This is a genomic window from uncultured Eudoraea sp., from assembly GCF_947490415.1.
Taxonomy (GTDB): Bacteria; Bacteroidota; Bacteroidia; order Flavobacteriales; family Flavobacteriaceae; genus Eudoraea.
Genome location: NZ_CANLGX010000006.1, coordinates 84,945 through 111,837, shown reverse-complemented (window position 1 = coordinate 111,837; position 26,893 = coordinate 84,945). Strand labels below are relative to the sequence as shown.

Genomic DNA, 26,893 nt, shown 5'->3' with positions numbered 1-26,893 from the left:
TTATTGATTTAAAATATCGGAAATTTTGTAATATATGATCAGCAAACCGCTTATAGGTATAACCATATATACTACAGCTAAAGGAACTTGTAATGCAGGGGAAAATTGATCGAGCACATAGGTAACATAGACCAATCTGAAGCCGCCAATAACCAGGGCAAGCAAGCAGAACAGAATAATTAAAATACGGACTACTAGTCTTAATTTTTTTTGAGTTTTTGCACTTAACCTGGAGGGGAGTACATCTATAGCAACATGCTTGTTTCGCCCCGAAACGTAGGCAGCTCCCAGTATACCTATCCATATCATCAGGTACCTCGCCAGTTCATCTGTAAAGGAACTGGGGGCTCCCAGGAAATATCTGCTAAATACCTGCCATAGAACATTAATAACCATAATACTCATTATGATTATTAAAAGCTTAGCCAAAACTTTGTCGATCTTATTCCTTATTTCCATTTATTGAGTTTCCTGAATCTCTTGTATTAATCTATACAGTTCTTCATTCTCTTTGTATTGTTCATAAATGCCCTTAACCTTTTCTGAAAACAGGGTTTTATCTGGTCTTATAATTTTAACACCTGCTTCCTGCACTGCATCTAAGGCTTCTTTTTCAGACTCCATCCATAATTTCCGCTGGTAACTTATCGAATTTTCTATAGCTTGTGTCAGCCACCCTTTTTCTTCTAAAGAAAGCCTATTCCATAAATGAGTGCCCGCAAGAAGTACGTCGGGTAGAACAGTATGCTCATCCAGCGAATAGTATTTGCAAACTTCATAATGACGGGAAAGGTAAAAACTTGGGGGATTGTTTTCAGCACCATCCACAACCCCTTGTTGTAAAGAAGTGTATAATTCACCCCAGGATATTGGCGTTGGGGAGCCGCCAAAGATGGTTACCATATCTATTGCGGTAACACTTTCCATGACCCTAATTTTTAGTCCATCAAGATCATCAGGCGAATTTATGGGCCTGTCTTTTGTATAGAAACTTCTACTGCCCGCATCATAATAACCTAAACCTTTAAGCCAGTATTTTTCTCCATCTTCCAAAAGTTGTCTCCCAACCGGACCGTCCAAAACTTTAAACGCATGCTGTCTGTCCCTGAAAAGGAAAGGGAGCCCTAATATTTTCATTTTTGGTGCAAAATTTTCTAAAACCCCAACAGAAACTTTAGTCATATCAAGGCTTCCAATTTGTAAAAGCTCCAAACATTGACGCTCTGTTCCCAGCTGTTGACTGGGATAAATTTCAAGAATGAGTTTTCCCTCTGAAAGCTCCTTTAGATCTACTCCCATTTTGACCATAGCTAAATGAACAGAGTGGTTTACATCAAGGCCATGGGCCAATTTAATGGTCCTGGTTTTCTCCAAATTTTTACAACCAAATAGCCCTGAAATTAGTATTAGAAAATATACCAACGTGCGAAAACGCATTAAATCCCGTTTAAAGTTTCTATATGCAATATACATAAGTAGGCGGTTATAATCCCGAATATTTAATTATGGAAATAAATTGACAATACTATTTGTGGAAATTTAGATTCCAAAAGGATATCAAGAAACTAATGCAACAGACTTATTATGAATACCAAGTTTTTCAATCTTAAGTTAAACATGATTGATTGTATGTGAATTCATGCAAAATAAGCTAATAAGGATAAATAAGATATAAGAAAAATGTAAAAGGGTAAGATTGGGGAAATTTGGATTTGTGTCCTGTCTAAAAGAAGCCTAAACCCGCCAAAATAAGGCAAATTACAACTGAGGCCAGAATTAAGACCAAAACCACTACCATTATGCTCAGGAACCCGTTAAGGAGCTTTGTGCCAAAAGATAATTGATCTTCCATATTTCATATAATTTCCTACAATGTACATATTTATGACAATAAATTACATTTGGGATGCCATAATTCGACTAAAAGTCAATCAGAATGGGCCTTTTTGAGACGTAATACCTGAATTTTCGGTAAAAGGTAATTTACTTTTTCCTCGAATTTTTATCCGGACTTAACTTTTTTCCTAGTTCTTCTAGTGAAATTCCTTTGGTTTCAGGCATCATAAATAATACAAATAACAGTTGTAATATCATCATAAATGCAAAAAACAGAAAGATTGGCCACGGATTGTCCTTAAAGATCCCATCATTTGCATCCAGGAATATAGGAGTAAGCAGAGTGATTAAAGCCGCAAATACCCAATGTGTACCTGTACCCCATGCTTGGCCAAATGCCCTTACTTTATTTGGAAAAATCTCGGAAATAAAAACCCATATGACGGCACCTTGTCCAATTGCATGTGATGCTATAAAAATTAGAATGAAGACAAGAAGAACATTAGAACTGGCTCCGCTATAAAAACACCAGCCGACCATTGTAAGACTTATGATATAGCCCACAGACCCTATTTTCATCAATTCTCTTCTTCCCATTTTATCAATTAATCGTATCCCTATAAGGGTAAAAATTAAATTTACAATACCTATGGAAATGGAACTGAACAAAGATTCTCTGGCGGCCAAACCAGCCCTTTCCAAAATCTCCGGTGCGTAATAGAGAACAAAATTAATTCCAGATAACTGGTTAAAGAATGCAAGTAAAAAAGCAAGAATAAGCGGCTTTTTGTACTTGCTTGTAAATAACTTTTCTTTTTTGTCTGAAGCATTAAAAGAATTCTTTATTTCTTCGAGTTTTACCTGGGCATGTTCTTTGTTAGAAAGGTATTCCAATACTTTTAATGCGCCCGCATCATCCTTTTTCTTTATCACCAACCAGCGTGGGCTGTTGGGTATTTTAAGTACCAGTATAGTGTATATTAAAGCAGGAATTGCCTCTACACCGAGCATCCAGCGCCAATCGCTAGCCCCATCAAAACCTTTGAGTAAATAATTAGAAATAAAAGCGATAAAAATTCCAAAGACAATATTAAATTGATATAAAGCTACCAACTGACCTCGGTTTTTAGATGATGAAATCTCCGATACATAAATTGGAGCAGCGACAGAGGAAGCACCTACCCCGATACCACCGACAAATCTGAAGAAAGAAAACATATAGGGGTCTACTGCCAAGGCAGATCCCATGGCAGAGACAAAATATAAAACACCAATCCAGAATAAGGTTTTCTTTCTGCCAAAAAGATCACAGGGTATGCCTCCAAAAAGAGAACCTGCTACCGTGCCCCATAAGGCCATAGACATTATAAAAGTACCATGGAACCATGGTGAAGTGTTCCACAATTCTTTAATAGGTAAATTGGCACCACTAATTACAACGGTATCAAAGCCAAATAAAAAACCCGCTAGCGCGGCGGTTAATGAAATTCTGAAAATCCTTTTGTCCATGGTTTGCTGGTTTTGGTAAATCTAGCAAAAAAAGGGAAGAGAAAATAAAATAGAAATTGAAGTCAGGCAGTCTTAGGTTTCAAAGAATCTAAAATACTTGTTTTTTTCCTTTTTTCAATAGCGCGGTCCAGCTGTTCTTTTGTTGGCTTTATAGAACCTGGTTTTGATTTTAAATCTCTGTCTTTCTTAATGTTACTATAAGGTACAGAATCTGTGGTAGTATTTTGTTTTGTGTTGGGGTCATTAACTTCTTTTGCATTCTGCTTGCATGAAATAGCACAAAACAAAAGACATAACAATAAGGCATGAAAAGGGGCAAATTTCATCAGTCTTGTTTTCGGATTAATTACAAAGGAACTGCCAGTTTATAATTAATTGGATTTTCCTTTAAACCACTACTCCCTTGGCTGGATGATCCTACTTTGGTTTTCATCAGAAATACAATGAATAGCTATATTAATGTACGGATATGATTCATTACTTGGATGCTTGCCCCTTTGTTTTTATTAATGTAGGAAACATTTATATCACCAGCTGTAAGTCTGAAATTAGAATCAAGAATCAGTTTATCTGCCAGTTTTGTAAACTCGGCTTTATCACGTACAGGAAAGATGCCATTTAGCTTAACTAATTCTTCAGCTTCCTTAAATCCTTCATAATTAGGTCCAATAATCACCGGAATTCCAAATACTGCAGGTTCCAGAGTGTTATGAAGTCCCCCTTTTAAGAAAGCCCCTCCTACATAGGCTATATGGGCGTAGCTGTATATTTTGGTCAATAGTCCAATTGTATCCACGATCAAAACTTGTGTGTCTGCCAAAAGATTTTCTGAAGTATCTGATAACAACACATTATTCTTATTAATACTTTGCCGCAGACGTTCTATATCTTTGGGTATAATCTTATGAGGCGCAATTACATACTTCATTTCATGGGAAGAGGCATTGATATAATCAACCAATATTTCCTCATCTTCAGGCCAGGTGCTGCCCATTACAAAACAAGGGTAATTTTGGGTTAACCTATCCATAAATTCCAGTGAATTATTTTGCTGAAGGATTTCAGAAACCCTGTCAAATCTTGTGTCACCACTTATAGTAGTATTGGCTATACCAATAGAGTTCAACAATTTTACAGACTCCGAATCCTGAATAAAGAAATGGGAAAACTTTTGCAATGCATTTCTCATAAATCCTCCGTACCATTTGAAATAGATCTGGTCACTTTTAAAAATTGCTGAAATAAGAAGTATAGGAATGCCCCTTCTATTAAGCTCCTTGAGCATATTAGGCCAAATTTCATATTTTATGAAAATGACAATCTTTGGTTGCAGGAATTTTATAAATTTCTTCGCATTATTCGTTGTGTCCAGAGGAAGATAGGTTACCAAATCAGCCTTAGTCGAGTGTTTTATTACCTCGTAACCTGATGGAGAAAAAAATGAAATTACAATTTTATAAGAAGGATATTCTGCTTTTAATTTTTCTACTATTGGCAAACCTTGTTCAAACTCGCCAAGTGAAGCAGCGTGTATCCAAATAGTGGAGTCTTTATCTGTAATATGCTTTTGCAATTCCGTAAAAACATTCTTTCTTCCATTTATAAAAAGATTGACTTTGGTGTTGAAAAAAGCAATAATATGCAAAAAGGGTGAAGTAATATATATTGCTAAATTATAGAGGATATACACGTACTGAGAATTTGCTGCTAAAATACGCTTCTTTGTTAAATTTCATTGGTAGCGGTTCCTTATTTTTGTAATATTGCTCACTTAACAAGCACTTATGAAAAAGCTTCAAATGGTAGACCTGGTTGGCCAGTACCAGGGGATTAAAAAGCAAGTAGATGAGTCCATAGCGCAGATATTGAATTCGGCGGCTTTCATTAATGGGCCTGAAGTGCATGCCTTTCAAAAAGATCTGGAAGATTATTTGCAGGTGAAGCATGTAATTCCTTGTGCTAATGGTACAGATGCCCTTCAAATTGCAATGATGGGTCTTGGACTTCAACCAGGTGATGAGGTAATTACAGCAGACTTTACCTTTGCGGCTACCGTTGAAGTAATAGCCTTATTGAGATTAACTCCCGTCCTGGTAGATGTTGAGCCTGACACCTTCAATATTGACCCGATTGCCATTGAAAAGGCAATAACTTCCAAAACCAAGGCTATTGTACCTGTTCATCTTTTTGGGCAGTGCGCAAATATGGATGCTATTATGGATATCGCCCAAAAACACGGGCTTTTTGTTATAGAGGATAATGCCCAGGCAATAGGAGCCAATTATACTTTTAAGAACGGGAAAAAGAAAAAAGCGGGTACTATTGGACATGTAGCCTCTACCTCATTTTTTCCATCCAAAAATTTGGGTTGCTATGGAGATGGCGGAGCAATATTTACAGATAATGACGACCTGGCTCATACAATAAGAGGAATTGTAAATCATGGAATGTATACTCGTTACCATCACGATGTGGTTGGAGTAAATTCCAGGTTAGATACTATCCAGGCAGCCGTGTTAAGCGCAAAACTGCCACATCTTGACAATTATTGTAACCGGCGAAGAGAGGCCGCACGTAAATATATGAAAGCTTTCCAGGGACAAGATTTTATTATTTTACCTAAAACAGGGATCGATTGCTCCGGACTTTGTGAGAACTGCGATTGCCATGTATTTCATCAATTCACTATTCGAATTATGAACGGAAAAAGAGATGAACTTGCTGAACATTTGGCAGCAAAAAATATCCCTTTCGGAGTTTATTACCCAATTCCATTGCATAAGCAGAAGGCGTATATAGATAAACGTTATAAGGAATCTGATTTTCCAGTAACGAACCAACTTATTAAAGAAGTTATTTCACTTCCCATGCATACGGAATTGGAGGATGACCAAATCTCATTTATTACCGATACTGTAATTCAATTCTTAAAAAATTAATTATACAAAAAGGTGTAAACCGGGATTTGACCATCCATTTAAACTAAAACTATTTATATGAAAATACTTGTAACTGGAGGGCTCGGATTTATTGGTTCTCATACCGTGGTGGAGTTACAAAGTTCGGGCTATGAAGTTGTAATTGTTGATGATTGTTCTAATTCATCTGAAAAGGTTTTAGATGGCATTTTTGCGATTACGGCAAAAAGGCCGGTCTTTGAGAAAATTGACCTTCGTGAAAAAGAAAAGGTCCGGGATTTTTTCAAAAGACATGCCGATATTAAAGGAACCATACATTTTGCAGCTTCAAAAGCTGTTGGAGAAAGTGTGGAAAAACCTTTATTATACTATGAAAACAATTTAAATACGCTAATATATTTACTTCAGGAAATAACCGCAGGGAAGAGGCAGAGTTTTATTTTTAGTTCATCTTGCACTGTTTACGGACAAGCAGACCAAATGCCCATTACAGAAGATGCTCCTGTGAAAAAGGCTGAATCACCCTACGGTAACACCAAACAGATTGGCGAGGAAATAATTAGTGATACATGCAACGTAAATCCAGAATTGCAGGCCATCTCCTTAAGATATTTTAACCCTATGGGTGCTCATCCCAGTGCGGAAATAGGTGAATTACCCATTGGTGTTCCCCAAAATTTGGTTCCCTTTATAACGCAAACAGGTGTTGGTTTAAGAGAAAAACTCTCTGTTTTTGGCGATGATTATCCAACACCGGATGGCACCTGTATTAGAGATTATATTCATGTGGTTGATTTGGCAAAGGCCCATGTGGTAGCCTTAGAGCGACTTTTGGCAGGGAAAAATCCACAGAATTATGAAGTCTTTAATGTAGGTACAGGCGCGGGTAGTTCTGTACTGGATGTCATTTCAAGTTTTGAAAGGGTTTCAGGAAAAAAGCTGAATTATAAAATTGTAAACAGAAGGGAAGGAGATATCACGGCAGCATATGCTGATACTAAAAAGGCCAATGAAATTTTAGGCTGGAAAGCAGTTTCTACTTTAGACCAGGCTATGAAATCTGCCTGGGATTGGGAACAAAGAATTAGAAATTAAATACTTAAAATATCCTTATTTAAATGAAAAAATTATTTTTCTTAATAGCCATAGTATATACACTCGGTAGTTTCGGTCAAAAAACCTATTTGCATTGTGGTAATTTGATGGATGTGCAAACTGGAAATGTGTTATCACAGAAAACCATTGTGATCTCCGAAAATAAAATAATAGAGATTCAAAATGGCTATGTAAGTGGTGCCGCAGAAGATAAGATTATTGATTTAAAGGATAAGTATGTGCTACCTGGCTTTATCGACATGCATGTGCATATCGAGAGTGAATCTAGCCCTAAAACTTACATAAACAAGTTTACCCTAAACGATGCCGATGTGGCTTTTCAATCATCGGTTTATGCTAAAAAAACACTTATGGCAGGTTTTACAACGGTAAGAGATCTTGGAGGTACCGGAGTTAATATAGCGTTGAGAAATGCCATTAACAAAGGCTTAATTGAGGGGCCTCGAATTTACACAGCAGGAAAATCGATTGCCACAACAGGAGGGCATGCAGATCCCACAAATGGCCGTAGAAAAGAATTAATGGGAGATCCCGGTCCCAGGGACGGAGTAATTAATTCTCCGGAAGACGGAAAAAAAGCAGTTCGTCAGCGTTATAAAGAAGGTTCGGATGTAATTAAGATAACTGCCACAGGAGGAGTACTTAGTGTTGCTAAGAATGGAAAAAACCCGCAATTTACAATAGAAGAAATAAAGGCAATTACTGAAATTGCAAATGATTATGGTATGCTTACCGCTGCTCATGCCCATGGTGATGAAGGTATGCAAAGAGCAATAAAAGGAGGTATTAAGACAATAGAACACGGTAGTTATATGAGTGAGCAGACCATGCAATTGATGAAGGAATACAATGCCTATTTGGTGCCCACTATTACGGCGGGAAAACAAGTAGTAGAGAAAGCGAAAATACCTGGGTTTTTCCCAGCTGTGGTTGCTCAGAAAGCTTTAGAAATAGGGCCTTTGATACAAAATACATTTGCAAAAGCCTATAAAACCGGAGTTCCAATTGCCTTTGGAACAGATGCGGGAGTTTTTCCTCACGGACTTAATGCGAAAGAATTTGGATATATGGTTGAAGCCGGTATGCCGGTTGTGGAAGCACTTCAGTCTGCCACAATAACCAATGCAGGATTATTAGGTATGGGAGATGAGCTAGGGCAATTAAAAGAGGGGTTTTATGCAGATATAATAGCAGTAGAAGAGAATCCGGTAAAAAATGTTCAAACTCTTGAGAAAGTAGTCTTTGTTATGAAGGATGGAGAGGTCTATTCTAATAATTAGAATAAAAATGAGGTGTTAACTTTTTTATGATACCTGTATTCAAAGAAAGTGCGGAATTAATAAAGTATGCGAGTTCGCATCAACTTTATGACGACCTTATATCGCAATTAAAAAAGGATTTTGGCTTGGCTAATTTGACATTCGACCTGCCTGCTGATTGTAATCCTGATGAACTAAAATATTTACTTCAAAAAAATATTCAGTTTCTTATTGAGGAAAAATTTTCAGATTTTTTGAATCTTTTATATGTAATCGATTTACCTGAAACCACTGCTAAAAAAATCATGAACATCCGCGACCAGAATATAAGTAGTCACTATACTTTTCTCATCTTAAAAAGAGTATGGCAAAAAGTATGGTTTCGACAGAATTATAAATAGTTAAAGCGCGGAATACTAAATTAAAAAAACACCCTTATAAAAGGGACCCAGGGATCGGCATAAATACTTCTGTCGTTATGTAACACGTCGTATTGGATGCCAAAAGTTACATTCCTGGTACTGTATCCAACTCCCATAAAAAGGGCTGTAGTCCAATAGTTTTCATCCAATAATAATGATGCAGAACTATAATTTGTACTAACCCTTAACTGTTGAAGTACTGCTGATAATTGAATTGCTCTTATTGGATTAAAAAAGTTTAAAATGCTTCCCCCATATGCAGTGAATTCAGAATCTCCAAATTTGGAATATTCAAAGTTCAAGCCCAAACCGGTTCCAAACTTCTCACTTACCTGGTAAATAGCACTTGGAGCAACTGCTATGCTAAAACTATTACTTCCGAATCCCAGACCTAATGCACCACCATATCGCACATTTCTCCAAAACTCATTTTGTGGCTTTAATTGCTGGGTATAAGAAGTTAAACCTATAAAGGAGAAAATTACTATTAAAACAAAAGTTTTATATCGGGATAAGTGTTTCAAGGTCATAAACTGTGATTTTTAATTAATACACTTCTATATAATCTCATAAACTATTAATTATTGTATTTTTGACCTAATTTTTTAGAATAAATTGAATTGGCGTACATGGATAAATATTCCTTTTTAAATACAGCACATACGTCTTTCTTTGCTGAATTATATGACAGGTATCTTACAAACCCTGACAGCGTTGAACCTAGTTGGCGCGCTTTTTTCCAGGGCTTTGATTTCGGAATGGAAAGTGCCCTGGATGAAGTAGGCATAGAGAGTCATAATGGACCATCTATGGTTGTTGATGGGAAATCAGTAGCGATTCCTGAAAACTTGTTCAAAGAATTTCAGGTGGTAAAATTAATCGATGCATACCGTAACAGAGGCCATTTGTTCACCAAGACCAATCCCGTTAGAGAAAGAAGAAAATATACACCTACACTTGACATAGAAAATTTTGGATTAACTCAAGGCGACTTAAACACCGTATTTAATGCCGGTGAAGTGATTGGGTTAGGTCCGAGAAAATTGGGTGATATCCTCAGCCATTTACAGCGCATATATTGTGATGCAATAGGTGTGGAGTATATGTATATAAGAAAGCCTGAAAGAGTTCAATGGATTCAGGAATGGCTGAATGTAAATGACAATCACCCGAATTTTAGTCAAGACCGAAAGAAACACATACTTCGAAAACTTAATCAGGCTGTATCTTTTGAGGCATTCTTACACACAAAATATGTGGGTCAAAAAAGATTTTCACTTGAGGGAAATGAATCGCTCATCCCTGCAATTGATGCTGTTGTTGAAAGAGCGGCTGAAATGGGTGTAAAGCAGTTTGTAATGGGTATGGCCCATAGAGGAAGACTTAACGTATTGACAAATATTTTTGGAAAATCTGCTAAAGATATTTTTAGTGAGTTTGATGGCAAGGATTATGAAGAGGAAATTTTTGACGGGGATGTAAAATATCATTTGGGATGGACCTCTGAGCGTAAGGCAGATAATGGCAACAAAATTAATATGAACATTGCACCTAACCCTTCGCATCTGGAAACTGTAGGTGCGGTGGTAGAGGGTATTAGCCGGGCAAAACAAGATACACATTATCCGGAAGACTTTTCTAAGGTTTTACCTATTGTAGTTCACGGAGATGCCGCAATTGCCGGACAGGGAATTGTCTATGAAGTAGTGCAGATGGCACAATTAGATGGTTATAAAACCAATGGTACAATTCACATTGTTGTAAACAACCAAATTGGTTTTACAACTAATTATCTCGATGGGAGATCTTCCACATATTGTACGGATGTTGGTAAAGTTACATTGAGCCCTGTATTACATGTAAATGCGGATGATGTAGAGGCAGTAGTCCACGCGTCCCTATTTGCCTTGGAATATAGAATGCGTTTTAAAAGCGATGTTTTTATTGACTTATTAGGATACAGAAAGTATGGACATAATGAAGGGGATGAGCCACGTTTTACTCAACCTAAATTGTATAAAGCCATAGCCAAACATAAGAATCCGAGAGATATATATTCCGAAAAATTAATTGACCAAGGTATTATTAATAAAGATTTTGTTGAAGAGTTAGAACAGGAGTATAAAGCCAGTTTAGAAGAAGAATTAGAAGATTCAAGAAAAGAGGATAAAACCATTATTACTCCTTTTATGGCGGATGAGTGGAGAGGTTTTAAAAATGTCCGCGAATGGGAAATGTTGGATGCTGTGGACACTTCATATGATAAGGCAAAATTAACTGAAATTGCTAAGACTATTACGGAACTGCCCAAGGATAAGAAGTTTTTGCGTAAAGTTGAAAGACTCGTTGGGGATCGTAAAAAAATGTTCTTTGAAACAAATAAGCTGGATTGGGCTATGGGAGAATTACTTGCCTATGGAACCCTTTTAGAAGAGGGTTTTGATGTTCGTATGTCTGGCCAGGATGTGGAAAGGGGAACTTTTTCACATCGTCATGCAGTAATGAAGGTTGAGGAAAGTGAAGAAGAGATAATGTTATTAAACAATCTGAATGATAATCAGGGAAGATTTCAAATTTATAATTCGCTTTTATCGGAATATGGTGTAGTCGGTTTTGATTATGGATATGCCATGGCCAGCCCAAATACTTTAACTATTTGGGAAGCACAGTTTGGTGATTTTAGTAACGGGGCCCAGATTATGATAGATCAGTATATATCTGCAGCTGAAGATAAATGGAAATTACAGAATGGACTCGTAATGCTGTTACCCCACGGATATGAGGGTCAGGGTGCGGAGCACTCATCGGCAAGAATGGAAAGGTATCTTCAATTATGTGCTAGAGACAATATGTATGTGGCGGATTGCACTACTCCTGCAAACATATTTCACTTGCTAAGGAGGCAGATGAAGGCTAATTTCAGAAAACCTCTGATTGTATTTACACCTAAAAGTTTGTTGCGTCACCCAAAAGCAGTTTCTAGCGTAGAAGAATTTTACAGTGGTAGTTTTCAGGAAGTAATTGATGATGAAAGTGCTGAAATTAATAAGGTTAGAAGCGTCGTCTTTTGTACGGGGAAATTCTATTATGACTTGTTGGCATTTAAGGATGAAAACAAACGAGATGATGTTGCTTTAGTGCGTGTTGAGCAATTATTTCCTGTTCCTGAACAAAAAATGACCGCTATTATAAATAAGTATAAAAAGGCTGATGATTGGGTTTGGGCACAAGAAGAACCGAGGAATATGGGAGCTTGGAGTCATATGTTTACTCATTATGGTGAAACACAAAAGTTTCGTGTGGCATCCAGACGTTTTTATGCATCGCCTGCAGCAGGCAGTGCTGTTCGTTCTAAAATAAGACAGCAGCAAATCATAGATTATGTTTTTGATAAAACCAAAGACAATATGACCAGGAGGGTTGTTAAAAGTGATTATAAGAAATAATGAGACCAGTACTACTCTTATTGATATTCTTTACACTTAAACTCTTCTCGCAGGATGAGCAACCTAACTATGAAAGATTTGTATCCGTATTTACTGAACGGTTTAACAGTGGCGATTACGATGGAATTTACGATATGTACGATGCTGGGATGAAAAATGCATTTACCAATATCGAAACCAGGAATTTCTATGAGAATAATATAAACCGGTTGACTGGTGAGATTAAATCAATGCAGTTTTATACGTTGCGGGAAGGAGCTCATGTTTATAGGGTGGTTTTTGACAAATCCGTAGCAGATTTGACAGTTACGCTGTCTCCTGAGAGTAAAATAAACGGTTTATTAATCTCCAGACCAAAGCCACTAGGGATCCCATTACTGGAAAGGAATACAACCATCATGAGTTTGCCATTTAATGGGGAATGGTTTGTATATTGGGGTGGAGTTACGAAAACGCAGAATTACCATGTTAATGAGGTAACACAGCAATATGCCTATGACATTATGAAGGTAAAAGATGGCGCCTCTTATGAAGGAGATCCTTTGCTTAATGAGAGTTATTTTGCCTTCGGAGAGGATATTATTGCTCCTTGTGATGCCAGGGTAGTTTCAGTTATTGATGACGTCCCCGACAATATTCCGGGAGAAATGAATCCGCAGCAGCTTACAGGAAATACGATAGTTTTGCAGACTGATAATGATGAGTATTTGCTTCTGGCTCATTTAATGAAAGGTTCTATTGTTGTTCAAGAGGGGCAGGATATCAGGAAGGGAGAAATTCTTGCTAAATGTGGTAACTCCGGAAATTCAACGGAGCCTCACTTGCATTTAAGCTTGCAAAATGCGGCAGAAATGGAAGAATCAATAGGAGCCAAATTATATTTTGACCGTATAGAGGTCAATGGAGAGATTAGATTGGATTATCTTCCTGTAAAAGAAGATTTTATTAGTAATAGTTATTAAAGAAACCATAATAAAAGTGTAAGGCATGATTTTAGAAATGAAAGTTCCATCTCCGGGTGAATCCATTACTGAAGTTGAAATCGCAGAATGGCTAGTTAGTGATGGAGATTATGTAGAGAAGGACCAGGCAATTGCTGAGGTAGATTCAGATAAAGCGACCCTGGAATTACCGGCTGAAGAAAGCGGTATAATTACCTTGAAAGCAGAAGAAGGTGACGCTGTAGCTGTTGGAGAAGTTGTATGTCTTATAGATACTAGCGCCGAAAAGCCAAAAGATGGAGCTGTAAAAACCGAAGAAAAAAAGGTTGACAAAACTGAAGTTACAGTTGAACATGAAGAACCTGCCAGGAAAGAAGTTGTGAAAGAATCCTATGCCAAGGGAGTGCCTTCACCGGCTGCAAGGAAAATACTTTACGAGAAAGGTATAGATCCTGCAAGTTTGAACGGAACCGGCAAAGAAGGTAGAATTACTAAGGAAGATGCAGTGCAATCTGTGCCTTCAATGGGCAGCCCTACAGGTGGAAGTCGTGGTGAGCACAGAACTAAACTTTCTATGCTAAGACGTAAAGTGGCTGAACGCCTGGTAGCTGCTAAAAACGAAACAGCCATGCTTACTACTTTTAATGAAGTAGATATGTCGGCAGTTTTTGAATTGAGAAAACAATACAAAGAAATTTTTAAAGATAAACATGATGTAAGTCTTGGATTTATGTCGTTTTTTACCAAGGCCGTGATAAGGGCTTTAAAGATGTTCCCTTCTGTAAACTCGATGATTGATGGTAAGGAAATGCTCACTTTTGATTTTTGCGATATAAGCATTGCTGTTTCCGGGCCAAAGGGGCTCATGGTACCCGTAATTAGAAATGCGGAAAATCTTACTTTTAGAGGGATAGAAGCAGAAGTGAAACGCCTTGCATTAAGGGCCCGTGATGGACAGATTACAGTAGACGAAATGACTGGAGGTACTTTTACGATTTCTAATGGTGGTGTTTTTGGTTCAATGTTATCAACGCCAATAATAAATCCGCCGCAAAGCGGAATTCTCGGGATGCATAATATTGTGGAGCGACCTGTGGTTAAGGAAGGAACTATAGTTATCGCACCAATTATGTATGTTGCACTTTCCTATGATCATAGAATTATTGATGGAAAAGAATCTGTAGGATTTCTGGTTGCAGTAAAAGAGGCTTTGGAAAACCCGGTGGAGTTATTGATGGAAGGATCACCGGAAAAATCACTTGAGTTGTAGATGAATTACGAGTAGCAAGTCACAAAAGTTATTTTTTATTTTTCAAAAATAAATTCCCGGAAGCGTAATCAATTACAGCCTTGCATTTTATTAGAATATCTGCCCCTATAATCCCGTCAACCGGTAGAGACTTGTGTGCTTTGAGAGCTTCATTTACGTGAACCAGGTCAAACACAACTATCTTTTGCTTTTCTTTTTTCCAACCACCAATGGCGATTTTATTTTTTGTTGAAACCAGTGTTTCCATATCGGTAGCGCCAGCACCAGCTGCTTTAATTTTAGAGTCCTTTGAAACAAGTTTAAAATAACTGGCTTTATCAACTCCAACACAAGTATTCGATGCACCCGTGTCTAAGATAAAACGCCCGGTAATTCCATTAATACTGGCATTAATCTCCAAATGATTGGTACCTGTTATAATCAGGGGAATTTTAGAATATCCTTTATTCTTTAAAACTTTTTTCAGATTGCCCATCCAATATGTTTTTTGACAAAGATAATTCTATTTTTGCTCTATGATTATTACAGATACGCACACCCATTTATATAGTGAAGCCTTTGATGAGGATAGAGATTCGGTTATACAAAATGCCATTGACCACGGAATTGAACGCTTTTTCATTCCGTCTATTGATTCTTCCTATACCAAATCAATGTTGGACCTTGAACTGCAATACCCCAAAAACATGTTTCTGATGATGGGTTTACACCCGACTCATGTAAAAGAGAATTTTAAAGAAGAGCTCATGCATGTTGAACATATGTTATCAAAAAGGCCTTTCTATGCCGTAGGCGAGATAGGAATAGATCTCTATTGGGATAAGACTTATTTAAACGAACAACTTGAGGCATTTAAATGTCAAATACACCTGGCGAAAAAGTATGGCTTACCTATAGTAATTCATTGCAGGGATTCTTTCGACGAAATTTTTGAGGTGCTCGAAGAGGAAAAGGGAGAAGATCTTTTTGGGATATTTCACTGTTTTACTGGTACTGAAGAACAAGCTAAAAGAGCATTAGGTTATAATATGAAGTTGGGAATAGGGGGAGTAGTTACCTTTAAAAACGGAAAAATTGATACATTTTTAAACAAGATTGACTTGAATCATATTGTACTGGAAACAGATAGCCCTTATCTCGCACCTGCACCTTATAGAGGTAAACGCAATGAAAGTGTATATTTACTACAGGTATTAAAAAAACTCTCACAGATCTATGATCAGGATGAAAAAGTGATTGCAAATATTACAACACAGAATTCAAAAGAGGTATTTGGGGTATAGTACTTTTTAACTTTTAAACATATATTCCATAATAGTATAAAACATAAAATCACTTAGCTGAATGAGCAAAAAAGTTAGCATATTACTTATCTATACTGGAGGCACCATAGGAATGATTAAAGACTACCCTTCAGGAACCTTAAAAGCTTTTGATTTTAATAAACTAGTAAGTAATATTCCTGAATTAAGTCAGTTGGAGTGTAAAATTGAAAGTATATCATTTAAAAAACCAATTGATTCTTCCAATATGGACCCTTCACATTGGGTTTCTATAGCTACCATAATTGAGAAGCATTACGATAGATATGACGGTTTTGTTGTTCTTCAGGGCAGTGATACCATGAGTTATTCTTCATCTGCTTTGAGTTATATGCTCGAAAACCTTTCTAAACCTGTAATTTTTACAGGTTCACAATTGCCTATCGGGGATCTTCGCACAGACGCTAAGGAAAATCTTATCACTTCTATTCAAATAGCTGCCTTGCAAGAAAATAACCAAGCGGTAATACAGGAGGTATGTCTGTATTTTGAATATAAATTATACCGCGCGAACAGAACTACTAAAATTAATGCGGAACACTTTGAGGCATTCACATCATTGAATTTCCCTGCTCTGGCGGAATCAGGGGTTCATTTAAAGATCAATCAAAATTATCTTTTAAAAAATCAGAAGAATAAAAAGTTAACGGTCCATAAAATGATGGATACCAACGTTGCAATTTTTAAACTTTTCCCAGGTTTTAGGCGGGAATTGTTAGGGGCAATATTGAACACGCCAAATTTAAAAGCCTTGGTTTTTGAAACATATGGTGCAGGCAATGCACCTACCGATGATTGGTTGTTGTCAGATCTCAAGGAAGCTATAAAAAAAGGATTGCATATTGTCAATGTTACTCAGTGCTCAGGGGGTTCAGTAATTATGGGTAGATATAGTACGAGTGAAGAGCTTAAGAAATTACAACTTATCGATGGAGGTGATATCACCTCTGAAGCGGCAATTACCAAACTTATGTACCTTTTAGGTAGTGGTGTTTCACATAAATCGTTTAGAACAATTTTTGAAACATCACTGCGAGGAGAATTGACCTAAAATTAAGTGGTTAAAGTTTTTTAAACCAGTTTTTTTTTTGTTAATTGCTCGCCCTGTTATTTACAGGATAGAGAGGTGGCCGAGTGGTCGAAGGCGCACGCCTGGAAAGTGTGTATACACCAAAAGTGTATCGAGGGTTCGAATCCCTTCCTCTCTGCCATTAATAATAAATTAGTATTTTACTTTAGGTTTATAAAGAAGTTAAATTCATCTTTTTTATTCCTAATAAGAAGGAATTGGGAAATTCAATAGCATCAGCCTTCTAATAGTACGAAGTTTTAATTTTTTAATTGTATTTTTTTTTTATCTTTAACCCTATTAACTAACTAAATTTAAGTTTGAAAGAAATGAAAAGATTATTCTCGATCCTGGCCATGGCCGGGTTATTTGTTCTAAGCACAAATACGGTAAGCGCAAAAGCGAACGCAATAGTTTCTAATTTATCTACAACTGTGGCTACGGCTACAATAATGCTTCAGGACGAGGCTATGGATGAATCAACCAAAGGTTTTACCCAGGTTTTAAAAGAGCAGTTTATTCAAGGTGGAGCTGGTTTTATGGGGATTGTTCTCTTATGTTTGATTTTAGGTTTGGCTGTTGCTATTGAAAGAATCATTTATTTGAATATGGCAAGCACCAATACTACAAAATTAAAACAACAAGTAGAAGATGCTCTTGCTTCAGGAGGTATCGAAGCTGCAAAAGAGGTATGTAGAAATACAAAAGGACCGGTTGCTTCTATTTATTACCAGGGCTTAGATAGAGCAGGTGAAAGTATTGAATCAGCTGAAAAAGCAGTTGTCGCTTACGGTGGTGTTCAGATGGGACAATTAGAGAAAAACGTTTCCTGGTTATCCTTATTTATAGCTATTGCACCTATGTTAGGGTTCATGGGAACGGTTATTGGTATGATCCAGGCCTTCCAAAAGATTAGTGCGGTTGGTAACCTTAGTGCCTCATTAATTGCAGGGGATATTCAGGTTGCGTTATTAACCACGGTTTTTGGTCTGATAACGGCTATTATTCTTCAAATATTTTATAATTATATTATCGCTAAAATAGATAGTATTGTAAATGACATGGAAGATTCGTCGATCACTTTGATCGATATGTTGGTAGACCACAAAAAATAAATCGCACACTAAATAATAAATATTATGAATAAAATAGTTAAAATAGTATTGGTTGTTTTAGGAGCGTTATCTGCGATACTATGGTATCAACTGCCAGGAAGAGATGTTCCTGCTTCAGAAGCAGTAGAAAGTGGGGCTATGAATTTTATGTTCATTATAACCTATCTTCTATTGGCAATTGCAGTGGCTGTGAGTCTATTATTTACGCTAAAGAGTTTATTTGCAAATCCTCAAAGTCTGAAAAAAACCCTTATGGTTATTGGTGGCTTTATAGTGGTTGTTATCATTTCTTATGTTCTTGCAAGTGGCACGGACGTCAGTATTGAAGAAATGGCCAACAGGGGTATTGCAACTTCAGAAACTACGATAAGAAGAATTGGGACTGGTCTCAATATGTTTTTTCTCCTTGTCCTTATAGCTCTTGTAGCTATGTCCTTGGGAGCATTTAAGAATATGACAAACAAATAAAAACATTTAAACTATGCCTAGAAGAGGAGGACCACCAGAAGTTAATGCAGGATCTATGGCAGATATAGCCTTCTTACTGCTCATTTTTTTCTTAGTAACTACTACTATTGAAACAGATGCGGGGTTAGACAGGATGCTTCCGCCGATGGAGCCGCCAGACACCGATGTTGTCATTAAGCAAAAGAATATTTTTACGGTTAATATCAATAAAAATGGTCAGTTGCTGGTAGAAGAAGAGTTGCTGGATCTTAAACAGCTTAGAGCGAGAGCTATAGCATTTTTAGATAATGGAGGTGATGGTAGTTGCAATTACTGTAAGGGTAAAAGGGATGCCAGTTCTTCAGATAATCCAACAAAGGCAATTATATCTCTAAAAAATGATCGAGAAACCAAGTATGGCACTTATATAACGGTGCAAAATGAGTTGGTGGGTGCCTACAATGATCTTCGAAATAGAGAAGCACAACGTCTTTTTGGAAGAGATTTTACGGAAATGGAATCTGAGTTTCTAAATCCCGAAACACCATCTAGTATTAGGGAAGATTTAAAGGAAAAGGTTCAAAGAATACAGGAAATATTTCCTCAAAAATTGTCCGAAGCAGAAACATCAACTAGTAATTAACCGGGAGTTAAGTTATAATTATGGCAAAATTTAATAAGAAAAAAGATGGGGATTTACCCGCAGTATCTACGGCATCCTTGCCAGATATTGTTTTTATGCTATTGTTCTTTTTTATGACGGTAACCGTAATGAAAGACAGCTCGTTAATGGTTCAGAATACCTTGCCAAATGCCAGTGAGGTAAAGAAGTTGGAAAAAAAGGATAGGGTATTGTACATCTATGTGGGTAAACCCACTCGAGAATATCAAAAGGTTTTTGGTACTGAACCAAAAATACAACTGAATGATAAATTTGCAAACGTTTCAGAAGTTGGAGATTTTATTTTGCAGGAAAGAGCTAAAAAATCTCAGGAACTGCAGAATGTTTTAACTACGGCTCTTAAAGTGGATAAAGATGCCAATATGGGTCTTATATCGGATATAAAACAAGAGTTACGAAAAGTAAACGCTCTAAAGGTTAATTATACAACTTATGAGGGTGATGCTTTTAGAAATTTGCAGTAAAGAATTAACTTTCATACTTATATAATTGTAAAAAGCGCTTCAAAATATATTTTGAAGCGCTTTTTTTTTTACGCTTGGTTTCGTTTATTATTTACCTTTAATTTAATATGAAGCGCTATCTACCATTTTTAATTTTAGGTTTCACGATAACTCTTTGGGCACAGGAGAATCCTGAGGTTGAGGATCTTAAATACCTGGAAGATCAATTTTATCTTGGTATAACGTATAACTTGATACTGAATAAACCTGAAGGAGTTACTCAGGGAAATTTTTCTTATGGATTAGAAGGCGGCTTTATAAAGGATATTCCCTTAAACAGTCGAAGAAATTTTGGAATTGGTGTCGGTCTTGGTTATGCATATAATACGTATTATACGAACTTGTTTGTTAATGAAACTGTGAGTGGTCTGGAATATACCGTACTTGATTCTGATGTATCCTATAAGCGTAATAAATTAGATACACATGTGATAGAAATGCCCATAGAATTAAGATGGCGCACATCCACCCCAAGTGTATACAAATTTTGGCGAGTTTACGCAGGAATGAAATTGGGTTATATTGTAGGTAGTAGATCCAAGTTTGTCTCTAATTCAGCAAAGATTTCTTTTAATAACTCCGATATCCGTAATTTTAGATATGGTGTAATGCTTAATTTGGGCTATAGTACCTTTAATGTGCATGCTTATTATGCATTAAGTAATTTGTTTAACGATGGTGTAAGCACCGTTGAGGGAGATTCAATTGAATTCCGACCCTTAAGAATTGGAATTATCTTTTATATTTTATAAAGCTATAACCAGAATTTGATAGTCAATAATTGGGACCCAAATCCAATTAGAAAACCTATTAATACTTCTGCTCTGCTGTGCCTATTCAGATAGAGCCTGGCGGTAGCTAGAATTCCCGTTAAGAGGGTAAAAAGGCTTATGGCAATAATTATATTAATTTCAAAATGAATGCTTAGGGCTATTAAAAACATAAGATAACTGCCCATACCCACCATATGTAAACTGGTTTTAAATTTAAAAAAAATCAAAAAAAGGCAGGCCATAGTAGCACTGAGTAAGCCTACAAAGAAAAAATACACTTCAAGGGTGTAATTATTGGGGATTACCTTTATTATTATCATAAGGAGTAGGGCAATTTGAATCATCAAAGGATATTTGCGTTCATTTGTGCCCGGTAAAAAAATTGAACGTACAACTCCCAGGTTTTTCAAAATAAAAAAGCTAATAATCGGAATGATGATAGTAAGTATGAAAATTGGTAATATGTTGCCACTTTGAAGTTCAAGCGGGCTGTATTTCGGGGTTATAACAAAATAAGTAATGGTGCCGGCAATAGGCACAAAAATGGGATGGAATAAATGAGAAATTATCTTGAAAAACAGTTTCATTAAATCTGCTTTCTAAGACGCGCTACAGGGATACCCAATTGTTCTCTGTACTTAGCTACGGTTCGCCTGGCAATTGGATATCCCTTGTCTTTTAACAAGGCCGCCAATTTATCATCTGTGAGTGGTTTTTTCTTTTCTTCATCGCTTATTACAGTCTCCAATATACTCTTGATTTCCCTAGTTGAGACATCTTCCCCTTCTTCATTCTTCATTGATTCGGAGAAATATTCTTTTATTAATTTGGTGCCATAGGGAGTATCAACGTATTTACTATTGGCTACTCGTGATACTGTGGATACATCCATATGAATAGCATCTGCAATATCTTTTAAGATCATTGGTCGCAATTTGCGTTCATCACCGCTAAGAAAGTATTCTTTTTGATATTGCATTATTGCATTCATGGTGATATAGAGTGTTTGTTGCCGCTGTTTTATAGCATCTATAAACCACTTTGCAGAATCTAACTTCTGTTTGATGAACATTACAGCATCTTTTTGTGACTTGGACTTATCCTTAGCACTTTTATAACCAGCTAACATATTACTATACTCATTCGAGATATGTAGTTCAGGAGCATTTCTTCCATTTAAGGTCAATTCCAGTTCTCCATCCACTATCTTAATAGAAAAATCCGGAACAATATGTTCAATAACCTTATTACTACCAGCATAAGATCCACCTGGCTTAGGGTTTAATTTTTCAATTTCTGATACAGCTTCTTTTAACTCATCTTCCTTTATATCGTATTTCTGTAGCAGTTTTTTATAATGCTTTTTGGTAAACTGCTCAAAGGATTTATCCAGAATGTTGATGGCTAATTCAATATTTGGTGTTCTCTCTTTTCGTTTAAGCTGAAGAATAAGACACTCATCTAATGTTCTTGCAGCAACGCCAGGTGGATCCAATTCCTGGACTATTTTTAAAACCCTTTCAATATCCGCCTCTTCGCAATGGATGTTTTGGGTAAACGCCAAATCGTCTGCAATATCAGCTAAAGGTCTTCGTATATAACCACTCTCATCGACACTACCTACTAAAAATTCGGCAATGGCCCATTCAAGGTCATTAAGATATACTGTATTTAATTGATTAATTAGGTATTGATTGAACGAGATCCCGGCCGCATAAGGAATGCTCTTTTCATCATCATCCGGGCTATAATTATTGGCCCTTGTCTTATAATCAGGCACTTCATCATCACTTAAATAATCATCAATATTAATATCTTCTGCACCTATGCTTTCACTATCTGATTCCCCTTCATAGTCTTCACTAAAATCTTCATCTAATGAACTTTTTTCTTCTTTGCCACTTTCTAAGGCCGGATTTTCCTCAAGTTCCTGATTTATTCGCTGTTCAAATGCCTGTGTAGGAAGCTGAATAAGCTTCATCAACTGAATCTGTTGAGGAGATAGCTTTTGCGATAATTTAAACTGTAAATGTTGTCTGAGCATAAGCTTATATTCTTTTCCTATCTATAAAGTTAAAGAATTAATATGATGTAACGACTTAGGCTTTAAAACTCTGCATTTTGCGGTGTTCTTGGAAAAGGAATCACATCTCTTATATTACCCATTCCGGTAACAAATTGTACCATTCGTTCAAAACCGAGTCCAAATCCACTATGAACCGCAGTTCCAAATTTCCTTAGATCTAGATACCACCAAAGTTCTTTTTCATCGATCCCTAAAGCGGCCATTTTTTCCTTTAAGACGTCCAGTCGTTCTTCACGCTGAGACCCACCTACTATCTCTCCGATTCCCGGGAATAGAATATCCATGGCTCGTACCGTTTTGCCGTCTTCATTTAAACGCATATAAAACGCCTTTATTTTAGCAGGATAATCAAATAAAATAACTGGGCATTTAAAATGTTTTTCTACTAAATAGCGCTCGTGCTCACTTTGTAAATCTGCACCCCATTCGTCAATTTGGTATTGAAATTTTTTCTTTTTGTTTGGCTTGCTATTCCTTAATATTTCGATTGCTTCAGTATACGTAATTCTTTTAAAATCATTATCCACTACAAATTTCAACCTTTCTATTAACCCCATTTCACTTCGTTCGGCCATAGGCTTTGTTTTTTCTTCATCGAGAAGCCTTTTTTCAAGGAATGCCAAATCTTCTTCACAGTTTTCTAACAGATAAGAAATGATATTTTTAATGAAATCTTCTGCCAGATCCATATTATCAGTAAGATCATAAAAAGCCATTTCAGGTTCAATCATCCAAAACTCTGCGAGATGTCTTGAAGTATTGGAATTTTCTGCCCTAAAAGTGGGACCAAATGTATATACCTTGCCCAATCCCATGGCGTAGGCTTCGGCTTCGAGCTGCCCTGAGACCGTTAGATTCGTTTCCTTACCAAAAAAATCTTCTTTATAATTCACCTCTCCATTATCTGTCAATGGCGGGGTTTTTGGATCCAGTGTACTAACTCTAAACATTTCACCTGCTCCTTCTGCATCTGAACCTGTAATTATTGGGGCATGAAAATAATAAAAACCGTTTTGTCGGAAGTAAGAATGAATCGCAAATGAGAGGGCAGATCTGACACGCATAACGGCTGCAAAGGTATTCGTGCGTATCCTCAAATGGGCCTGTTCCCGTAAAAATTCCATTGAATGCTTTTTGGGTTGAATAGGATAACTATCCGGGTCAGATACGCCATGAACAAAGATTTCATGTGCTTGTATCTCAACGTTTTGTCCTTTTCCCAAGCTTTCCACCAAGACACCCTTTATTTTCAAAGCAGCACCTGTTGCAATTTTCTTTAGTAAGTCTTCATTGAATTGTTCAAAATCAACCACACATTGGATATTGTTAATGGTGGAGCCATCATTTAAAGCGATAAAACGATTGCTTCTAAATGTTTTGACCCATCCATTTACTTCTACCTCCTGTTTTAAAGGCGGTAACTGAAGTAGCTCATTAATGCTGTATGATTTCATATGAGATCAATTCTGAATTTGAATGTCAAAGATAACTTTTTGGTAAAAATATTTAGCTTTAAACCGTTTATAAAATACCTGGCGTGAACCTACAACTTAATTTTCCAAGCCACTTCTGGGTAGTTCTTCCTTGGGAAGAATATCTATTTGAGGTTTTTTGAGCACTTCTTTGTTTGCAATACTCCGTTCCAATGAAAGAAGAAGTGAAGGAAGCAAAATTAAATTTGCTAACATGGCAAAGAGCAATGTAGCAGAAACCAATGCACCCAGAGCTACAGTTCCCCCAAAACTCGAAATTGTAAATACCGAAAAGCCAAAGAAAAGGACAATAGAAGTATAAAACATACTAACGCCGGTCTCGCGCAAGGCGGCATAAACCGATTTTTGAATTCGCCAATGGTTAGCAGTCAGTTCTTGCCTGTATTTCGCCAGAAAGTGAATGGTGTCATCTACTGAAATCCCAAATGCGATACTAAAAACTAATATCGTTGAAGGTTTAATGGGCACACCTACAAAACCCATAATACCTGCAGTAATAGCCAGGGGTAATAGATTTGGAATTAAAGAAATAACGATCATTCTGAAAGAACGAAATAAATAAGCCATAAATAGAGCTATTAAACCAACAGCAAGGGATAAAGAAAGCACTAAATTCTTTACTAAATATTTAGTACCTTTTAAAAAAAGTAATGCTTTTCCGGTCACATAAACATTAAAACGATCGGCCGGAAAAATCTTCTTGATTTCATCTAGCATCGATTTTTCAATTTCTTCCATTCTGTCTGTCGGTACATCTTTGATGAAAGTGGTAATCCTGGCAACCTGCCCAGTGCTGTCGACAAAATTTTCAATTAACCCTTCATTACCCTGAGATTTTCGGGCTACATCCATAATAAAATTGTATTCCTGAGAAGTGGGTAATTGATAATATTTAGGAATCCCGCTATAAAAAGCCTGCTTGGAATACTTTACTAAATTAACAACGGATATGGGTTTGGATAATTCAGGGGTCTCTTCAATCATTTCCCCCAACTCATTCATTTTTTTCAGTGTAACAGGTTTTAACACCCCTTTTTTCCTTTCTGTATCTATAACAATTTCAATGGGCATGATTCCGTTAAACTCTTCATCAAAAAATTGGATGTCTTTATAAAAGCCTGTGTTTTTAGGCATATCTTCAACAAGATTTCCGGAAATTTTAATTTGATAAATCCCAATAATGCTAATTATTAGTGCTATCAAAGAGATGGAATAAATAGTTATCCTTTTTTCCCGTACTATATGCTCCATCCAGTTTACAAAACCATCTATCCATTTTTTGTTGAGGTGTTTCAGATGTTTTGTTTTTGGAGGGTACATAAAACTATACACGATTGGTATAATAAGTATTGAAAGCATAAAGATGCATAGTATATTTATGGATGCCACTATACCAAACTCGGTCAAAAGTTTACTGTCTGTTATAATAAAGGTTGCAAAACCACATGCGGTAGTCACGTTGGTCATGAGTGTTGCGTTACCAATTTTTGATATTACTCTTTTTAAGGATAAAGCCTGATTTCCATGTTTTTTGACTTCCTGTTGGTATTTATTGATTAGAAAAATGCAATTAGGAATCCCAATTACTATGATGAGAGGTGGAATTAACGCTGTTAGAACCGTAATTTCATATTTTAAGAGCCCAAGTATACCAAAGGCCCACATAACTCCAATTAGCACTACACACATGGAAATTAGCGTTGCTCGTACACTGCGGAAAAAGAAAAAGAAAATTAAGGAGGTAACAATAAGAGCTGCTGCAATGAATATCCCTATTTCATCAATAATATGTTGAGTGTTCATTGTTCGTATATAGGGCATCCCCGATACCCGAACATCCATTTTGGTTTCCTTTTCAAAATCTTTTATTAGTGTATGAAGGTCTTTTAAAATAAAATCTTTCCGAACAGGAGTGTTTACAATATCCTTGTCCATATAGACAAGTGTTCTTATGGTTCTTGTTTTTTTATTATATAACAGGTTATCATAAAAAGGTAAATTATTCAACATATATTCGGTTAGACTATCCACTTCAATATTATTGAGCGGGGTCTGCTGAATTAATGGACGCAGAATAAATTGCTGTTCTTCTTTGTCTCGTATAAGTTCCTTAAGATTATCTACAGATACAACATAGTCCACTTCGGGAAAAGCAGCCAATTGTTTACTTAATCTGTTCCATCTGTTAAAATTTTCAACTTCATAAAGTAAACTGTCTTTAATGGCAAAAGCAATGGTATTTCCCTCTTCACCAAATTTTTCAAGAAAATCTTCATAAGCAATATTCAGCGGGTGATCATCGGGGAGTAGATTCGCCTCAGAAGTAGAAAATTGCATATTCTTCCATTGAAAACCAAGGAAAACAGTGATACCAGTAATTGCAACCAGGATAAGAATTCTGTTTCTAAGAATAATTCTTGCAGCCTTTCCCCAAAATCCTTTTGTAATCTTCGCAACCATACTATTATTTAAGAATTGAATGTGTTTCTTAAGAACACTTAGGTCTGATGACCAATTCAATTAGGACAATCTTTATTTACTATTGTGTTTTTTGATCGCGGCAAAGGTAGAAAACAAGCAGGACTGTACCTAGAAACGCCCTATAAAATAGTGAGCACAATCATACGTAGCACAAAGTATTATTTGCTTAAGAATTTATGTAAATTGAGGAGAAATAAAATCACAA

25 protein-coding genes and 1 tRNA gene are annotated in these 26,893 nt (G+C 36.5%); 15 read left to right on the top strand and 11 right to left on the bottom strand.

Going from position 1 to position 26,893, the window contains the following annotated elements:
- From Q0874_RS15155 to Q0874_RS15135, 5 genes are all read right to left on the bottom strand, one after another.
- The gene (locus Q0874_RS15155) at window positions 1-459 is read right to left on the bottom strand and encodes a TRAP transporter small permease (protein WP_299164364.1); all 459 of its coding nucleotides are present in this window, start codon (window positions 457-459) and stop codon (window positions 1-3) included.
- Complete coding sequence (locus Q0874_RS15150) at window positions 460-1,437, bottom strand: TRAP transporter substrate-binding protein (protein ID WP_299164363.1); 978 nt, start codon at window positions 1,435-1,437, stop codon at window positions 460-462.
- A gap of 546 nt (window positions 1,438-1,983) precedes the next feature.
- A complete protein-coding gene (locus Q0874_RS15145) occupies window positions 1,984-3,345 on the bottom strand; it encodes a sugar porter family MFS transporter (protein ID WP_299164362.1) in 1,362 nt (453 codons plus the stop codon).
- Between the two features lie 62 nt (window positions 3,346-3,407).
- Window positions 3,408-3,671 (bottom strand): hypothetical protein, encoded by a 264-nt coding sequence (locus Q0874_RS15140; RefSeq protein ID WP_299164361.1) that lies wholly within the window; start codon window positions 3,669-3,671, stop codon window positions 3,408-3,410.
- Window positions 3,672-3,796: 125 nt separating this feature from the next.
- Entirely contained in the window at window positions 3,797-5,035 is a 1,239-nt protein-coding gene (locus Q0874_RS15135; protein WP_299164360.1) for a glycosyltransferase N-terminal domain-containing protein, read from the bottom strand.
- A 94-nt stretch (window positions 5,036-5,129) separates the two neighbouring features.
- Between Q0874_RS15135 and Q0874_RS15130 the strand changes: the two genes are divergently transcribed.
- Genes Q0874_RS15130 through Q0874_RS15115 form a run of 4 tightly spaced genes read left to right on the top strand, consistent with a single transcriptional unit; the run spans window position 5,130 to window position 9,039 of the window.
- Window positions 5,130-6,284, top strand: a complete 1,155-nt coding sequence (locus Q0874_RS15130) for a DegT/DnrJ/EryC1/StrS aminotransferase family protein (protein WP_299164359.1) — start codon at window positions 5,130-5,132, stop codon at window positions 6,282-6,284.
- 57 nt (window positions 6,285-6,341) lie between these two features.
- Window positions 6,342-7,358, top strand: coding sequence for a UDP-glucose 4-epimerase GalE (gene galE / locus Q0874_RS15125; protein ID WP_299164358.1), 1,017 nt, complete (start codon window positions 6,342-6,344; stop codon window positions 7,356-7,358).
- 23 nt (window positions 7,359-7,381) lie between these two features.
- Window positions 7,382-8,659, top strand: coding sequence for an amidohydrolase family protein (locus tag Q0874_RS15120; protein ID WP_299164357.1), 1,278 nt, complete (start codon window positions 7,382-7,384; stop codon window positions 8,657-8,659).
- Window positions 8,660-8,685: 26 nt separating this feature from the next.
- Window positions 8,686-9,039 (top strand): hypothetical protein, encoded by a 354-nt coding sequence (locus Q0874_RS15115; RefSeq protein WP_299164356.1) that lies wholly within the window; start codon window positions 8,686-8,688, stop codon window positions 9,037-9,039.
- Window positions 9,040-9,059: 20 nt separating this feature from the next.
- Here Q0874_RS15115 and Q0874_RS15110 read toward each other — a convergent pair whose 3' ends face one another.
- Window positions 9,060-9,590: an alpha-ketoglutarate decarboxylase gene (locus Q0874_RS15110; RefSeq protein WP_299164355.1), complete on the bottom strand. Its 531-nt coding sequence runs from the start codon at window positions 9,588-9,590 to the stop codon at window positions 9,060-9,062.
- Window positions 9,591-9,689: 99 nt separating this feature from the next.
- On the opposite strand from Q0874_RS15110, the gene Q0874_RS15105 reads away from it, so the two are divergent.
- Genes Q0874_RS15105 through odhB form a run of 3 tightly spaced genes read left to right on the top strand, consistent with a single transcriptional unit; the run spans window position 9,690 to window position 14,717 of the window.
- Window positions 9,690-12,506, top strand: coding sequence for a 2-oxoglutarate dehydrogenase E1 component (locus Q0874_RS15105; RefSeq protein ID WP_299164354.1), 2,817 nt, complete (start codon window positions 9,690-9,692; stop codon window positions 12,504-12,506).
- On the top strand, window positions 12,506-13,468 hold the full coding sequence (locus tag Q0874_RS15100; protein WP_299164353.1) for a peptidoglycan DD-metalloendopeptidase family protein: 963 nt from the start codon (window positions 12,506-12,508) through the stop codon (window positions 13,466-13,468). Before Q0874_RS15105 ends, Q0874_RS15100 begins: the two co-directional genes overlap by 1 nt.
- Before the next feature lie 25 nt (window positions 13,469-13,493).
- Window positions 13,494-14,717, top strand: a complete 1,224-nt coding sequence (odhB, locus tag Q0874_RS15095) for a 2-oxoglutarate dehydrogenase complex dihydrolipoyllysine-residue succinyltransferase (RefSeq protein WP_299164352.1) — start codon at window positions 13,494-13,496, stop codon at window positions 14,715-14,717.
- Window positions 14,718-14,745: 28 nt separating this feature from the next.
- Here odhB and Q0874_RS15090 read toward each other — a convergent pair whose 3' ends face one another.
- Window positions 14,746-15,192: a retropepsin-like aspartic protease gene (locus Q0874_RS15090; RefSeq protein ID WP_299164351.1), complete on the bottom strand. Its 447-nt coding sequence runs from the start codon at window positions 15,190-15,192 to the stop codon at window positions 14,746-14,748.
- Window positions 15,193-15,232: 40 nt separating this feature from the next.
- Here Q0874_RS15090 and Q0874_RS15085 point away from each other — a divergent pair, with 40 nt between their 5' ends.
- The 8 genes from Q0874_RS15085 (at window position 15,233) to Q0874_RS15050 (ending at window position 20,607) form a co-directional block, all read left to right on the top strand.
- Entirely contained in the window at window positions 15,233-16,000 is a 768-nt protein-coding gene (locus Q0874_RS15085; protein WP_299164350.1) for a TatD family hydrolase, read from the top strand.
- A 61-nt stretch (window positions 16,001-16,061) separates the two neighbouring features.
- Entirely contained in the window at window positions 16,062-17,090 is a 1,029-nt protein-coding gene (locus tag Q0874_RS15080; protein ID WP_299164349.1) for an asparaginase, read from the top strand.
- Between the two features lie 69 nt (window positions 17,091-17,159).
- Window positions 17,160-17,250 (top strand) — tRNA-Ser (locus Q0874_RS15075).
- 187 nt (window positions 17,251-17,437) lie between these two features.
- Window positions 17,438-18,223, top strand: coding sequence for a MotA/TolQ/ExbB proton channel family protein (locus Q0874_RS15070; protein WP_299164348.1), 786 nt, complete (start codon window positions 17,438-17,440; stop codon window positions 18,221-18,223).
- A gap of 24 nt (window positions 18,224-18,247) precedes the next feature.
- Window positions 18,248-18,691, top strand: a complete 444-nt coding sequence (locus Q0874_RS15065; RefSeq protein ID WP_299164347.1) for a hypothetical protein — start codon at window positions 18,248-18,250, stop codon at window positions 18,689-18,691.
- Window positions 18,692-18,704: 13 nt separating this feature from the next.
- Complete coding sequence (locus tag Q0874_RS15060) at window positions 18,705-19,313, top strand: biopolymer transporter ExbD (RefSeq protein WP_299164346.1); 609 nt, start codon at window positions 18,705-18,707, stop codon at window positions 19,311-19,313.
- 20 nt (window positions 19,314-19,333) lie between these two features.
- Complete coding sequence (locus Q0874_RS15055) at window positions 19,334-19,816, top strand: biopolymer transporter ExbD (protein WP_299164345.1); 483 nt, start codon at window positions 19,334-19,336, stop codon at window positions 19,814-19,816.
- Between the two features lie 107 nt (window positions 19,817-19,923).
- On the top strand, window positions 19,924-20,607 hold the full coding sequence (locus Q0874_RS15050; protein ID WP_299164344.1) for a porin family protein: 684 nt from the start codon (window positions 19,924-19,926) through the stop codon (window positions 20,605-20,607).
- Between the two features lie 2 nt (window positions 20,608-20,609).
- Here Q0874_RS15050 and Q0874_RS15045 read toward each other — a convergent pair whose 3' ends face one another.
- From Q0874_RS15045 to Q0874_RS15030, 4 genes are all read right to left on the bottom strand, one after another.
- Window positions 20,610-21,215 carry a hypothetical protein gene (locus tag Q0874_RS15045; RefSeq protein ID WP_299164343.1) on the bottom strand — a complete coding sequence of 202 codons (606 nt, stop codon included), beginning with the start codon at window positions 21,213-21,215 and terminating at the stop codon, window positions 20,610-20,612.
- Window positions 21,215-22,672: an RNA polymerase factor sigma-54 gene (gene rpoN, locus Q0874_RS15040; RefSeq protein WP_299164342.1), complete on the bottom strand. Its 1,458-nt coding sequence runs from the start codon at window positions 22,670-22,672 to the stop codon at window positions 21,215-21,217. Before rpoN ends, Q0874_RS15045 begins: the two co-directional genes overlap by 1 nt.
- Window positions 22,673-22,734: 62 nt before the next feature.
- Window positions 22,735-24,168 carry an asparagine--tRNA ligase gene (gene asnS, locus Q0874_RS15035; RefSeq protein ID WP_299164341.1) on the bottom strand — a complete coding sequence of 478 codons (1,434 nt, stop codon included), beginning with the start codon at window positions 24,166-24,168 and terminating at the stop codon, window positions 22,735-22,737.
- A gap of 96 nt (window positions 24,169-24,264) precedes the next feature.
- Window positions 24,265-26,667 (bottom strand): MMPL family transporter, encoded by a 2,403-nt coding sequence (locus Q0874_RS15030; protein ID WP_299164340.1) that lies wholly within the window; start codon window positions 26,665-26,667, stop codon window positions 24,265-24,267.
- Between the last annotated feature and the right edge of the window lie 226 nt (window positions 26,668-26,893).